Source organism: Nostoc sp. (assembly GCF_036917095.1).
Classification (GTDB): domain Bacteria; phylum Cyanobacteriota; class Cyanobacteriia; order Cyanobacteriales; family Nostocaceae; genus Nostoc.
In genome coordinates this window covers 63774-77731 of the sequence record NZ_JBALFH010000033.1, presented here as the reverse complement: position 1 = coordinate 77731, position 13958 = coordinate 63774, and the positions used below count along the sequence as shown (strand labels likewise).

The window sequence follows — 13958 nt, the reverse complement described above, 5'->3', positions numbered from 1 at the left end:
ATTAGTAATTATTTTTTTCTTTAATTTTCAGAATTGATGTCTGGAAAGCTTATTATTACGTGATTTGTCTTACTTACGTATTGTAGATGGCTATAGGCGATCGCAAATTACGGCTACATGAGTACATCTTATGGAAGTGTACTTTTGTCAAGGATGAAAAGACCTCTCCCTGCTTTTACTACGTAAAACCGTCCCTCTCCGAGGCGGAGAGGGGGAAGAGTTAAGACCTGGTTTCGATATCGTATAAATTGCAGAGGGTGAGGAGTTTTTGTTTGAGGCGATCGCGTACATTTTCCGGTGCTATAACTACACAGTCTGGCGCATACTGCATGACTTCGCGGCTAAACCAAAATGTACTAGATACTCGCCTAACAACTCGCCGGACTCGCGGTTTATCTGGTATCCACTCATTGATATTGTCTTCTGGTTTAGCTTGATAGGCAAAAGCCAAGCCAGCAAATAGATGCATTTCCACTTCTATCTCAGCCAAATTAGATCGCCACTCACCAGAAATTGGCATGACAGCGGCTTCTGTAATCCTGTCTAATCGTAAACTCCAGTTGTGAACCAGTTCTGGGATATCAAAGTTTCCTTCTGTTTCTTCGCACCAGCAATCAAGATATACCCGCTTTTCGTGGGGTGTAACTTTGGCATGGCGAACGGTAAAATTAAGTACTTGTTGTCTCGCATCTTGATAAGAAAGCTGAAAGGGCTGTTCGCGCAAGATATAGCGGTCTATTTCTAAGCGCCAAAGTGGGGGCAAATTCTCTAGAAAACGTTCGATTTCGCCTCGCAACGGTAATGATAGTTCGCTGCGTTCGAGAAGTAAGTTTGCGATGATTTGGGCTTGTTCAATTTGCCCGATATCTGTCAACGCATTGATACATCTATGTAATGCCCTAATGCGTGGTTCTTTCCAATCGTTATTGTTACCGATGAGTAACTTACGTTGAGCGATCGCTTTAATTAACTTGGAGATGTTAGGCTGCTCTTCTCCCCACATCATACCGAATTCACGAGCGATCGCTTCTAGCTCGGCTTTATCACGTTCTGATATCGACAGTGTAATAGATTGACCTTTTCGACTCATTAAAAATGTCCGTATACTTTGTACTTATTTTCTCTTGTCAACTTCTATTTTGCGTGCCAATATAGTTTTTAACAACCAGTTACGGACACTATTTAAGTGTAAGTCCGAATATAGAATTAGGAGAAGAGGATTCATTGAGAAGAATTAGACAAATTTGGAGAAGTTTCAATGACTAAGAACGATTTACTATCTCGAATTTCCATTGATTCCGATATTTGTTTCGGTAAACCTTGTATTAAAGGTCATCGTATATGGGTTAGTTTAATTCTCGACCTTCTTGCAAGTGGAGAAAAAATAGAGACGATTTTAGAAGAATATCCCGGTTTGGAACGAGAAGATATCCTAGCCTGTATTGCTTATGCTGCCGAGATGACAAGAGATAGCTATGTAGAAATTCCTTTAGGATTGCAAAAGGAATCAAAAAAGTGAATATTAAACTTGATGAAAATCTTGGTAGTCTGCGAGTAGCTACATTATTGCGTCTTGCAGGACACGATGTTGCTACTGTCCGAGAACAAGGTTTAATTTCAACTCATGATAAGGAATTAATTGACATTTGCCGTAGCGAGAATAGATGTTTAGTAACGATAGATAGAGGATTTGGAAATCGTCTTAAATATAATCCTTCTCACTATACAGGAATTATAGTCATTCGTTTACCATCCCGTCCTAGTTTTGAAGATTATCGTACAGTTACAGAAACTCTAATTTCTGGACTTGAAGCAGCAGATGTGACTGGTAAATTATGGATAATTCGACAAGGAAGTATTCAAGAATATCAGGATATTGAGGCGGAGGGAAAAGACAAATGACGGAAGCATACAAAATTACTCTCAAGCCTGTTTACTCGCAAACCGTCCCGACACCTGACGGGGTGAAATTACCTAAAGATTGGTCGCTTTCTTGGCATCAAGCCGCAACTTTAGAAGCATTGCGCGATCCAAATATTGATGTAGTGTTCAACACTGCGATGACTGGCGATGGTAAAAGTCTCGCAGCTTACCTAGAAGTGCTTCAGGGCGAATTTTCTGCGATTGGACTTTACCCAACCAATGAACTCGCCCGCGATCAAGAAACGCAGATTAGAGGATATGTTGATAAATTCCAGCCAGAGAATCAGCCGCGTGTAGTGCGACTAAGCGGGGCTGATTTAGAGATTTATGCAGAAAATGAAGGATTGAAAAAAGGGGCTGCGATCGCCACTCTCACCAACCAGAGAGAAGCATTATTAACCAACCCTGATATTTTTCACTACCTACATCGAGGTGCTTATATAATTCACGGCGATAGTCCTGATAAACTATGGGGCAGAATTGATAAAGATTTTGACTTATTCATTTTTGATGAATTTCACGTTTTTGCTGCTCCACAAATTGCTAGCGTGATTAACACAATGTTGTTAATTCGCTGTACAAATCGGCGTAAAAAATTTCTATTTCTCTCAGCCACACCAGATACAAACTTAATTGGGCGATTAGAAAAAGCAGGATTTAGTTGTAAAGAAATTGATCCTCTAAAACAAAATAAATATCAATTTACTGATACACAAGAACAAGGACAGCAGTTGCAAACACAAGGCTGGCGGCAGGTAGCACGGATAATTACGCTGAATTTTATTCCTTTAAAACCATCATTTAAAGCTTCAGAAACCTGGCTAAAAGAAAATAGTGATTTAATTTTGGCTCAGTTTCAGCAGTATCCAGGAAGTAAAGGCGCAATCATCCTTAACTCAATTGCAGCAGTCAAACGCCTCACTCAATTTTTTCGGGAAATATTACAGCCTTACGGATTGAAAGTTGGAGAGAATACAGGGCTATCAGGAAAAGGAGAAAAAGAGCGAAGTCTTGCGGCTGACTTAGTTATTGGTACTAGCACAATTGATGTTGGGGTTGATTTCAAAATCAATTTTCTAATTTTTGAATCATCCGATGCAGGTAACTTTATCCAACGTTTAGGACGCTTAGGAAGACATGACGAATATGAAAAAGATGGTCAGATAGTTAAGTTTGATAATTTTACAGCTTTTTCTCTAGTTCCTAACTTTTTGGTAGAGCGATTGTTTAAGGGTGATACTCTACCATTAGCAGTGAATAGTATTTGCGATCGCCCCTTTTTTCACAATACAATTACTGAGAATTATCGACAAATCAACGATTTTCGTGGTTATTATCGTCGATGGGGCGCTGTGCAATCATTTTGGCTGTTTTATCAGTTGAGCGATCGCACAATTAAACAACAGTATGCACAAAGCCGAGACAAGTTTCAAGAAGCCTGTGAACAAGTATTTGAAACTAGCCTGAAGTCTGCGGCTGGACGTGTTTCGGGATGGGCGAAAGATTGGCAAGCACTTTCTGGTAAATCAGGAAATCCCATTGCTGAGGATGCTGCTAGTTTTCGAGGTTCAAGTCCTTTGCAATGTGGTTTATACGACTTAACGGAAGAAAACGAGGCAGATAGGTTTAAAACCTACGATTTACCGGGTATTTTGGGAAATTTAGAAATTGAAATGTGGACGGAAGCGGCATTTATACGGACACTCAAAGAAACCGCAGAACGCACGGGACAACCCATAGCCAAAGGTAGATTTGCTCATTGTCTAGCATTTATGAAGTTGCGTTCCTACCGAGAGGAACGGCTGAACTGGAAGTTTACGTATTCTGGGAACTTGCAGCCAATTGCTGACGCTTGGAAAGTTCAGGTTTTGACAGGCGTGGAAATTTGGCAGGCTGACAACCCCTTGCCAGGACTTAGAGAAATTAGTAAACATCTCAAAAAAAAGGGTTTGGTCTGTTACGTGATTCGCCGTCCCGTAGCTGAAGTGCGGATGCGGCTAAGGCTGCCGATGAATTTTCAGATTTATGGCATCAGCGATCAGTATAGCTTTCATGATGCTACTGCGCCCTATGCGATCGCTTTTGGTCACTCTGCGCTGCTGCTGGATACGCTTGCTTATACGTTTAAAAGCAAAGGAGATGAGATATGGATTGCTTGAGGTTTCAATCCCTGATAGGGATTATAAAAAGCGTTGTTAAAAAGCTAACAAGCAAGCGCCATTGCATTCATGGGTATTCGTTTCAATCCCTGATAGGGATTGTAAAGACTTCGCAACAAAGTCAAGTATGGCGCTTATTACCTTTGAACGTATACTATCGCAAAAGGGGATATTTAAGATTGAGCTTTATGCAGTGTACGCTGCATAAGAGGAAATATTATCGCAAAAAAGCCTATTAACCATATCCCCAAGAGGGGTTGAATAACCATGGATTAGCACATAGATTCTGGTGATATACTCTAGCCAAGAGTTCAGGAGGCATTTGAGAAGGATGAACCAGAAAACCTATGCAAAGATAGCTAGCGCTGCTACTTTCCTCGTAACCGCTCGTGCTATTGAGTGTAGGGATCATCTTGATCCACCTTTGCGTCTTGCTAGGCACATTTTGGAAGTTCTTGATGATGGCAAGCATCATAAACCTTGTGAAATCGCTCAGTACCTGATGGAAACAAATAGTAACTATCGGGAAAAGGGTTTAAATTCTAATACTGTGTATCAAGTTCTACATGCACTAAAAAAAGGTAGTTTACCCTTGTTGAGTGACTCGAAAAAAGGTTGGTACTTTCAAAAAGATTTAGTTCTAGAGCTAATCTGACACATTCTTTTAGGGTGTTTTGGTTTTAGATCAAAACACTACTAAACTATCTAAATTTAAGAAGAAAGTCTTCACAGTCAAAAAGCTCAAAATTAGCAATCGCCATTGGATACATGAGATATGTAATCCATGTCCTTACCCAGATAGTTAATTACTACGGGCTGACAGGTGTCTTAAACTTCATTTTCCAAATACGCGCTCTTCTTGAATTTTTTACTGGAAGACTTTCTTAAAATTCAACAAATCAATCTTAATTCTATGTGCTAGGGATTAATAAGCCCTGGCAACATAAAACAAGCTTAAGTATTTTGGAAATAAACCATGAACGAGCAACAACTTTTGGAAAGAATCACAGTCAACCCCAAAATCTTTGGCGGTAAACCAATTATTCGAGGTCGCCGCCTAGCTGTTGAACATATTTTAGGGATGCTTGCAGTAGGAGATACTATCGAAAGCTTGCTAGAAGCTTATCCCTGGTTAAAACGAGAAGATGTGCAAGCTTGTTTAGTTTATGCGCGTCAGCTAGTTGGTCATGAATAAGTTGAACCTTTTCCACTATGAGTAACCCCATCTCAGACAATTACAGACATTTGCTAATGGAAATAAAACAGCGTATTCGTTCAGCCCAGTACGAAGCACTAAAAGCAGTTAATCGGGAAATGATTAACCTCTACTGGGACATTGGACAGATAATTGTTACTCAACAAGAGGGCGCTAGTTGGGGAAAATCCGTAGTAGAACAGTTAGCAAAAGACTTACAAGCAGAGTTTCCAGGAATTAGCGGATTTTCTGCCCGTAACATTTGGAGAATGCGAGATTTTTATCTGACTTACCACTCTAAAGAAATTCTGCCACCATTGGTGGCAGAAATTGGATGGACTCACAATATAGTTATTTTAGAGAAGTGCAAAGATGACCTAGAACGGGAATTCTATATCAAAATGACTCGTAAATTTGGCTGGACAAAGAATGTTTTGATTCACCAAATTGAAAATCAAACCTATGAAAAAACTCTGTTGAATCAGACTAACTTTGATAAAACTGTTCCAGCAGAGATCCGTAATCAATTAAAATTAGCTGTCAAAGATGAATATACTTTTGATTTCTTGGAACTAGCAGATGAACACAGTGAACGACAGCTAGAACAGGCGATTTTGGCAAGAGTTGAACCATTCTTGCAAGAAATGGGTGGGCGGTTTACTTTTGTTGGCAGTCAGTATCGCTTAGAAGTTGGTGATAAAGAATTTTTTATTGACCTGTTGCTGTATCACCGCCAATTAAAATGTCTAGTTGCGATTGAGTTAAAAACTGGAGAGTTCCTACCTGAGTATGTGGGAAAAATGCAATTTTATCTGGCGGCTTTAGATGATTTATCTCGATTCCCAGACGAAAATCTCTCAATCGGAATTATTCTTTGCAAATCCAAGGATAAAACTATTGTTGAGTATGCACTGAGAGAATCAAATAAACCAATTGGTATCGCAACTTATAAACTGTTTTCTACGTTGCCTCAAGAACTAAAAAATCAGCTTCCGGCTCCAGAGCAAGTTGCTAAGTTGTTAGAGGGCGTGGAGTAAAAAAATGGAGTTTAAAAATGTCTAATGATGATTGGTTATCAGGTGATTTTGGTTTTGATGGTGATTCTTCAGACCGTACAATTGAAACTGAAGGCGAATTATTAACACTCAAGCTATTACGAGAAGCAATTCAGTCTCAAAATCCAGATGATAAAGTAATGGCAGATTTTGGTGAGTATGTTTTACCAAATCTGTTGCGGATAGCAATTGGTGTAACGGCGAAAGGCGGTAAATTTTTTGATGAAATTGACCAACAGCGAGAAGCTGAAGGAAAAACTAAAGTCAGACGAGATAATGCTGCTGACCAATCACTCAACACACACTTATTAAATGGATTATTCCCAGCTAATTTAATTGAGAAACGTTTAGAAAAACTCGATACCACAGTGCGGCGAGTGGTGAAAGAGCGAGAACGGCGTTTAGTAATTGCTGGATTTATTTTACATGATTTTGAAAAGTTCCCTGATGTACCAGATAACTGCCGCAATTTGCCATTAGAAGAACATCGCCAAATTATTGATCAAAAAGTTAGCCAGTTGGGACTTGATAGATTTATCAATCCAGCTAATCCAGAGGATTATCGAGAGTATATAGATGATTTATTATACATAGCTTACAATGCTCAACTTCGCTGGGGTACTAATTTGAATCTTTCTGAATATGGATTAAATCCTGTTCTCAAACCCCGAACTCTTGATAGTCTGTCTGATTTAAGTTGTCTCGCTGACTCCCTAGCTTCAATTATTAAACATCCCCAAGATGCAGAAAATACAAGACTTAAACAAATAATTCATCGCCTCAGTGATGGGCAATTAAAATTTACCTATCACAGCATTGCTGAAAATCGTGGTGTTTTAACTAACGTGGTGAATAATGCTTTAATTCAGGCTCATACTAGTCTCAATACTGATGAGCATACCTACTATGAACCTTTATTATATCTGCCAACAGGCGTAATATACTTGGCTTCGCGCAATGCTCCAGCTATCTCGCCGGAAGATTTACCAGACCGTGTAGTTAACAGTATTAAATCGCTTTGTGCAGGTCAATTACGCCTCAGACAAACAGGATTTGGTAGAGATGGCAAAGGCATGAAATATGCCGAATATTACAACTTATTTTTTGATGATATAGGATTGATGAAAGTAGCCTTAGATGCTACATTACGCATCTTAAACCCTAACAAAGGCTCTGTCGCTAAAAGTCGCAGCGAAAATCTGAATAAGTTTCAGCAACAAAATGTTTTATCTGCTGATTATGACTTCAAATTTGAAGACGATATTCGTATTGACCAAATAGCAGAATTTGGTGATTTAGTTAGCCGGAAGATTTGGGAAGAGACAGTTAATCGGGTTGTTTCTGCTCGTAAAAAAGATAAAAAGCTGCCAGCAGTTCCCGATTTTGATTTAACTCACAAAGTTGCAGAATTTTGGAATTTAGCAGAATGTTTACCCCAAATTAGAGAAATTCAACGCATTAACGAAAGTCTCAAAGAAAACAAGTTAAAGGGGAATACTGGAGGAGTACCTTATGAATGGTATTATCTCGCAGCTAAATATTTAGAACATCATCCAGGAATTGAAGATGTACGCAAACCTTGTCAGCAAGTCATTGACTATTTGACAACCTTAATTTCTCCGATAATTTCTCAGTATGAATTGCCTGATGGTTGGGATGATTTAAGGCTTTGGGTAAAACGAGTTGTGATGTTACCAGGTACTAATCAAGAGCCATGTGTTAAAACTCAAGTTGAAACATTTATAAATGAGTTAGACAATTACAATGCTGCGAAAAAAGCAGGGCGAGGCAAACAATTAATCTGCTCAATTTCTCATTCTGCTTACACGGTTACTGAGCAAATGGAATCAGCAGTTTTATTTACGCCACAAGTTTATACAAACAAGCAAATGTTAGGAGGTTCTAACGCTAAACGCAATATCTCCAGTATTGCAGGTATGGAGATGATGCTCAGGCAAATTTTGATGAATCAAACTCAAGCTGTAGGTAAGCGATTTGAAGATGGGAAATATCGCTATCTCTACTTTTATCCTACTTATTACTTTACTCCAGAGACTAACAAGTTTTTGCAGAAAGCATACAATGGTATTGCTCAAACTCGCTTTGATACCAGCATTCGTAATCATTTTATCAGTAAGGATTTACAAGCGGATTTGGGGCGCGATCGCTACCAAAGTGTAGATAGTTTCTTAATTGATGAAAACCTCCAGCGTGACAAGGATCGCACCTTTAAACTTTCCTATCCTGAAGACCAGCCTTTAACATTTTACTTCATGGCACTCCCGCCAGGAAGAGACAGCACCGATACAGAATCTTGGGTAATGCCAACTTGGTTAGCGTTTGCTTTCCCGATGATTTTAGATGTTAAAACTGTGGTTTCAGAGTCACCGATTCCACCTTTTAATGATGGGGCGGAATTTGAGGAAAGCGTTTTCCTGGATAGTGCGCCTCATGCTTTCCGTGCTTTAGTAAGGCGCGATCGCTTCCGTCTTGACTACATCCTCGAAGGCTGGAACGAAAACGGCATCCAATACCCAGCCCCTTTAAATGTGCTTACCGCCGCTTACGCCATTCATTTAGATGTGAATGCGCGACAGGGTAAGTCTGGTTACGATGCCAATTGGGGAAGATTTACAGAACTGGCTAAAGATTTTGAAACCAGTCCATTGTACGTCTTTTCTTATCTCAATCGCTGGGTGCGTAATCAGGGTTCGGAAACAGCACGAATTGAAAAAATCCGGCTTTATGCCTATCACTTTTATCCTTGTTTTGACCCCTATGTGAAATATGACAATAATATGGAGCAATTAATTGTGGGAGAAGCATCAAGTCTGAATCATCCTAAGAAATTAACAGATTTATACCGCAGATTTTATCGAGCTAATAAGCGTTATAATCCTAAGTCTAATGCTGTGTTAAAACCAGTTGATATTGCGGCTGAAACTATACTCAAAGCTGAGTCAAGTGTGTTTCAGGGAGAAACATTAGTTGTGGCTGTTGCAGCAGAAGTTTTTAAACTCATGGATCGTGTTCATTCTTCTACTGCTGAAGGACGTTGGATCATGAGCAAACGAGAAGAAGAACGGCAAGCTGTTCTAGATTTTGCCAAGTATTTTGTAGTGGAGGTATTTGATAACTCATTTGCAGGCGATCGCGCTCGTTTGGCTGGTCGTCAACTCAACTTAATTCGAGATACTTGCGAATTTCTTTACCGTCTTGAAGATGACAAAGAAAATGCAGGTAAAAATGAAAAATCTACGGAAATAGATAACGATAATGAGTAGGGATTTTTCCTTAGCATTCTTGTTGGAAACGTAAACAATTAGTAAATAATTTCTTGAAGATAATCATGGCGATTTTAAAAACTGTTGAACCTAAATTCTTTCAAACCGAGATTCCTTACAAACCAATGGGTAAATATGTTCATTTCTTGACTATTCGTATTACTGAATCTTATCCACTATTCCAGACAGATGCAGAACTGAATAAAGCACGGGTAAGAGCAGGAGTTAAAGACAAAACTACAATTAGCCGTTTGTCAATGTTCAAGCGCAAACAGTCTACTCCAGAGCGTTTAGTCGGTCGGGAATTGCTGCGTAACTATGGATTAATGACTGCTGAAGAATGCGAATACAATGTGAATTTTGCAATGGATAATCCTGATTGCATCATTTACGGATTTGCTATTGGTGATTCTGGCTCTGAAAAATCAAAAGTTGTGGTAGACACAGCATTTTCAATTACAGCCTTTGATGAATCACACGAAACATTCACCCTCAACGCTCCTTATGAAAATGGTACGATGGCTTCCAAGGGTGAAAATGGTTCTAAGCCTGGTGAAGTTACCAGTCGAATTAATCAGCAAGACCATATTAGACCGCAAGTTTTCTTTCCTAGCATTGTCACCTTGAAAGACCCTACTGAGGCTAGCTTCCTTTACGTTTTTAATAACATTTTGCGAACTCGTCACTATGGAGCGCAAACAACCCGTACAGGTCGCGTCAGAAATGAGTTGATTGGTGTTGTATTTGCGGACGGAGAAATCACTAGTAACCTGCGTTGGACTCAGGCAATATATGACCAAATGAAATCTAATAATACTATAAATCCTCCCGATCCACTAGATGAAGATGATGTAATTACTGCCGCTAAAAATGCTATTGAGACGTTGATGGCTGATGAGTTCATTGTTCACACAGATTTCATTGGTGATGCCTTTGTATCCCTAATTAATGAAGTCAAAACTTTAACAGGAAGTGAGAAAGGTATTCAGGCAATTTTGCAGAAGGCTGATGCAGAAGCTAAAGATTATGCCAAAAAGCATATCAGCAAGAAGAAAACTGCTGCTAAAGCAGGGAAAGAGTAATGGTGTTTATTTATCGTTGTCAAATAGAACTACATGACAGCCTCTATTACGCAACTCGTGAAATCGGGCGATTGTATGAAACAGAAGCCCTAATTCACAATTACGCTCTCTGTTATGCACTGGGTTTAGTTGATAGCCAAATCTACTCTACTACAGTTGCTGAAGAACATTCTTACCGCTATTTTTGCCCTGAGCAAGTGCCAAAATATGAGGAGCATCTAACGCCACTTAATCAACAGCAAATTTACGTAACTCCGGCGCGATCGCTCAATCATTCTTCCATCCTCAACACTTGGAAGTATGCTAACAATAACTACCACGTTGAAATGGAGAAAACACAGAAAAATATCCCTAGTTTTGGCAGAGCAAAAGAAATAGCCGCAGAAAGCAAATTTGAGTTTTTTGTCATATCTCAAAAAGAACTCAAACTACCAAAGTGGATTCGCTTGGGTAAATGGATGAGCAAAGCTGAAGTTACGGTTGAACAATTACCGAAACCTAAAATTTCTGAAGGTATATTCACTTGTATCCATCCATTAAATCCATTAGATGTCATGTTCACTAATCAAGTGATTAGCTATGATGTTGTGAATATGCCTCCAGTTAGCTTAATACAGAATGTCCAAATGCGAGGTCAATACTATCAATTTGATGGCATTCAAAACTTAAAAATTCCAGTTCGGATGGAATATCGTTTTCGGAATTAATCACTTCCTAAAACCTTTACCATGTTTTTTATTTTTGGCAGGTTCTAGCATCCAGTCACAAATTACGTTACAATTCTTAGCCCCTGTTAGTTCTGTACGCTCCCCACCCGTGAAACACTATCAACAACAATCCAACGCCTTCCCCAGCGACTACCTAAACAACTTGTGGGGAGAAATCCAAGCTTGTCCTTACTTTGCTATCAACAACCTCAACCGCGATTTTGTCGCCACTAAAGGATTTTCTGTAGTATTTCAGCGTTCTGGATTAGCAAAAGTAGAACAGCAGTTTCCCTACTTCAAGCCTTACTTAGATTTGGCTCTCCAGCCGAGTTGTAATGCTTTTTACCTCAATCCTTTACAGCTAAAAGAAGGCTCTCGCGTCGATCCGCATATCGATCGCTCCCTGCGTTCCTACTCCAAAACTATTGAACCGCCTGCGGTTGTCAGTGTTCTCTATGTGCGAGTACCTGCGGATATGGAAGGGGGAGAACTAGTATTGCGATCGCACAAACGCCAACTTGGGCAAATTAAGCCCCAATTTAATACTTTAGTTTATTTTCAAGGTGATTTAACCCATTCGGTTAACGCTGTCAAAACCCCAGGAAATCGCCTCAGTCTCGTTTGTGAACAGTATAGTTTGAGTGATGCTGAACTCCAGGAAATCCCTGAGTTCACTGTAGAGTCAAGAATCACTCAGTCTACAACCAAAAAGAGAAAGTATGCCTCATAGTTTAGTGTTGAATTTGCTACCCCAATCGCCCATCCCACCACAATATCTTACAGGTAGACATCTCCACGCCCTATTTTTAACCCTTGTCAGTTCTGTAGATAGCACATTAGGCGATCGCTTGCACGATTCCACTGCTGATAAAGCTTTCACCCTCTCCCCCTTACAAATTAATTCCCCCCTTTTGAAGGGTGGTAAGGGAGGATCTAAATTGCAATATTCACATCAACAACCCATTCCCGCCGGAACTCCTTGTTGGTGGCGCATCTCTTTATTAGATGACACTCTATTTGGCAAACTTACCCAACTCTGGCTAAATCTTAATCCCAATCGCCCTTGGCATCTTGGCCCGGCTGACTTGTATATTACCAGCATTCAAGGCACACCCCAATCTATTCAACCTTGGGCAAATGCCAATACTTATGCTCAATTATACGAAGAAGCTAGCGATCGCAATTCTTCCATCAACCTTACCTTCTCCACGCCCACCGCCTTCCGTCAAGGACAGTATGATAGTACCCTTCCTACTAGAGAATCTGTTTTCAATTCCCTACTTTCGCGGTGGAATAAATACAGTGGCATAGAATTTTCTCAGATTGCGATCGAGTCAATATTTCCCTCATTTGTCAACATCCACACAGAAATATTAGCCGACTCTCGCAGCAAATTTATCGGCATCCTTGGCGAAGTTACTTATAAAATTTTAGGGGCAGTTGAACCAATACAAATTAAGCAAATTAACGCTTTAGCTGACTTTGCTTTATATACTGGTGTCGGCAGAAAAACAACAATGGGGATGGGGATGATGCGGCGAATGTATTCCCCCTAATCGCACAGTAGCTATAAACAGAATGTTACCATCTAAAGGCTTCTGAAGAATAAAACTATTTTTTAGTCCATTTTAATGGACTTGGGCTATTAGCCCTGAAATTTATTTCTGGGCGGACTATGGCGATAGTTGATAATCTTTCACAAATTTAATTTGCGATAGATAAGGAATTTTCACAATCATTATAAACTAATGACAAATAACATCGAATATATTTCCATTGCGGCATTGAATCAATATGCCTATTGTCCGCATCGCTGTTGGCGGATGTTTTGTGCCGGGGAATTTACCGATAATCAATATACAATTGAAGGCACAACTTTACACGATCGCGTCCACACCACAAGCGATGTACAGCGAGGAGAAACTTGGCAAATTAGAGCAATTTGGCTAAAGTCTGAGCAATACAAACTCATCGGCAAATCTGATTTGATTGAAGCCGAATCTGGCCAAGTTTATCCAGTAGAATACAAACGAGGACGCAAAGGCGAATGGGATAACGATGAGTTGCAAGTTTGTGCCCAAGCCTTATGTTTAGAAGAGATGACAGGACAACCTGTTACTACTGGATATATCTATTATGCTCACTCCCATCAACGGCAATTAGTAGAGATTAATGCAGAGTTACGGCAAAGTGCGATCGCAACTATTCAATCTGTCACAAATCTCCTAGAAACAGGAGCAATGCCAAAACCAGTTTACAGCAAACGCTGCCAAGGATGCAGCCTTTATTCGCAATGTTTGCCCAAAGCAACCGATAAAGTCAAAAGTTATCAAGAAGTACATTAAATCATATTCTGGTAACTTCTAATTTGAGAACGTATTGACTTTCAACACTGTTCAAATAAGATCCCCCCGCCTGTGGCGACCCCCTTAAAAAGGGGGTAAAGGAGGAAGAGAAGCCCCCCTTTTTAAGGGGGGTTGGGGGGATCTTCGCGCAGTAAACAAGCTAACCAAACCGTATTGTATTGAGTTTGATAACTTTCAATTAATTAAG

The 13958-nt window shown here is 39.8% G+C and carries 13 protein-coding genes; 12 read left to right on the top strand and 1 reads right to left on the bottom strand.

Features of this window, described 5'->3' with window-relative positions; all coding sequences use genetic code 11:
• Window positions 1-220 precede the first annotated feature (220 nt).
• A complete protein-coding gene (locus V7L01_RS17105; protein ID WP_335036713.1) occupies window positions 221-1090 on the bottom strand; it encodes a WYL domain-containing protein in 870 nt (289 codons plus the stop codon).
• Between the two features lie 168 nt (window positions 1091-1258).
• On the opposite strand from V7L01_RS17105, the gene V7L01_RS17100 reads away from it, so the two are divergent.
• The 12 genes from V7L01_RS17100 to cas4 all read left to right on the top strand — a co-directional run bounded on the left by V7L01_RS17100 (window position 1259) and on the right by cas4 (window position 13750).
• Window positions 1259-1519 (top strand): DUF433 domain-containing protein, encoded by a 261-nt coding sequence (locus V7L01_RS17100; protein WP_335036711.1) that lies wholly within the window; start codon window positions 1259-1261, stop codon window positions 1517-1519.
• Window positions 1516-1902, top strand: a complete 387-nt coding sequence (locus V7L01_RS17095; RefSeq protein ID WP_335036709.1) for a DUF5615 family PIN-like protein — start codon at window positions 1516-1518, stop codon at window positions 1900-1902. The genes V7L01_RS17100 and V7L01_RS17095 overlap by 4 nt, the downstream gene beginning before the upstream one ends.
• A complete protein-coding gene (gene cas3 / locus V7L01_RS17090; protein WP_335036708.1) occupies window positions 1899-4082 on the top strand; it encodes a type I-D CRISPR-associated helicase Cas3' in 2184 nt (727 codons plus the stop codon). The genes V7L01_RS17095 and cas3 overlap by 4 nt, the downstream gene beginning before the upstream one ends.
• 331 nt (window positions 4083-4413) lie before the next feature.
• A complete protein-coding gene (locus V7L01_RS17085) occupies window positions 4414-4737 on the top strand; it encodes a hypothetical protein (protein ID WP_335036706.1) in 324 nt (107 codons plus the stop codon).
• A 321-nt stretch (window positions 4738-5058) separates the two neighbouring features.
• Window positions 5059-5277 carry a DUF433 domain-containing protein gene (locus tag V7L01_RS17080; protein WP_335036704.1) on the top strand — a complete coding sequence of 73 codons (219 nt, stop codon included), beginning with the start codon at window positions 5059-5061 and terminating at the stop codon, window positions 5275-5277.
• 17 nt (window positions 5278-5294) lie between these two features.
• Window positions 5295-6314 carry a PDDEXK nuclease domain-containing protein gene (locus V7L01_RS17075; protein ID WP_335036702.1) on the top strand — a complete coding sequence of 340 codons (1020 nt, stop codon included), beginning with the start codon at window positions 5295-5297 and terminating at the stop codon, window positions 6312-6314.
• Window positions 6315-6331: 17 nt separating this feature from the next.
• Window positions 6332-9616 (top strand): type I-D CRISPR-associated protein Cas10d/Csc3, encoded by a 3285-nt coding sequence (cas10d, locus tag V7L01_RS17070; RefSeq protein ID WP_335036700.1) that lies wholly within the window; start codon window positions 6332-6334, stop codon window positions 9614-9616.
• A gap of 65 nt (window positions 9617-9681) precedes the next feature.
• Window positions 9682-10698 carry a type I-D CRISPR-associated protein Cas7/Csc2 gene (gene cas7d, locus V7L01_RS17065; protein ID WP_335036698.1) on the top strand — a complete coding sequence of 339 codons (1017 nt, stop codon included), beginning with the start codon at window positions 9682-9684 and terminating at the stop codon, window positions 10696-10698.
• A complete protein-coding gene (cas5d, locus tag V7L01_RS17060) occupies window positions 10698-11405 on the top strand; it encodes a type I-D CRISPR-associated protein Cas5/Csc1 (RefSeq protein WP_335036696.1) in 708 nt (235 codons plus the stop codon). Before cas7d ends, cas5d begins: the two co-directional genes overlap by 1 nt.
• 109 nt (window positions 11406-11514) lie before the next feature.
• Window positions 11515-12135 (top strand): 2OG-Fe(II) oxygenase, encoded by a 621-nt coding sequence (locus V7L01_RS17055; protein ID WP_163929801.1) that lies wholly within the window; start codon window positions 11515-11517, stop codon window positions 12133-12135.
• Complete coding sequence (gene cas6 / locus V7L01_RS17050; RefSeq protein ID WP_335036694.1) at window positions 12125-12961, top strand: CRISPR-associated endoribonuclease Cas6; 837 nt, start codon at window positions 12125-12127, stop codon at window positions 12959-12961. The genes V7L01_RS17055 and cas6 overlap by 11 nt, the downstream gene beginning before the upstream one ends.
• Window positions 12962-13153: 192 nt before the next feature.
• The gene (cas4, locus tag V7L01_RS17045) at window positions 13154-13750 is read left to right on the top strand and encodes a CRISPR-associated protein Cas4 (RefSeq protein WP_335036692.1); all 597 of its coding nucleotides are present in this window, start codon (window positions 13154-13156) and stop codon (window positions 13748-13750) included.
• The last annotated feature ends 208 nt before the right edge of the window (window positions 13751-13958 follow it).

Bases quoted from the DNA above. Each gene is read 5' to 3' on its own strand.
- V7L01_RS17105 (WP_335036713.1), bottom strand. From the start codon at position 1,090: ATGAGTCGAAAAGGTCAATCTATTACACTGTCGATATCAGAACGTGAT.
- V7L01_RS17100 (WP_335036711.1), top strand. From the start codon at position 1,259: ATGACTAAGAACGATTTACTATCTCGAATTTCCATTGATTCCGATATT.
- cas3 (WP_335036708.1), top strand. From the start codon at position 1,899: ATGACGGAAGCATACAAAATTACTCTCAAGCCTGTTTACTCGCAAACC.
- V7L01_RS17085 (WP_335036706.1), top strand. From the start codon at position 4,414: ATGAACCAGAAAACCTATGCAAAGATAGCTAGCGCTGCTACTTTCCTC.
- V7L01_RS17080 (WP_335036704.1), top strand. From the start codon at position 5,059: ATGAACGAGCAACAACTTTTGGAAAGAATCACAGTCAACCCCAAAATC.
- V7L01_RS17075 (WP_335036702.1), top strand. From the start codon at position 5,295: ATGAGTAACCCCATCTCAGACAATTACAGACATTTGCTAATGGAAATA.
- cas10d (WP_335036700.1), top strand. From the start codon at position 6,332: ATGTCTAATGATGATTGGTTATCAGGTGATTTTGGTTTTGATGGTGAT.
- cas7d (WP_335036698.1), top strand. From the start codon at position 9,682: ATGGCGATTTTAAAAACTGTTGAACCTAAATTCTTTCAAACCGAGATT.
- cas5d (WP_335036696.1), top strand. From the start codon at position 10,698: ATGGTGTTTATTTATCGTTGTCAAATAGAACTACATGACAGCCTCTAT.
- cas6 (WP_335036694.1), top strand. From the start codon at position 12,125: ATGCCTCATAGTTTAGTGTTGAATTTGCTACCCCAATCGCCCATCCCA.
- cas4 (WP_335036692.1), top strand. From the start codon at position 13,154: ATGACAAATAACATCGAATATATTTCCATTGCGGCATTGAATCAATAT.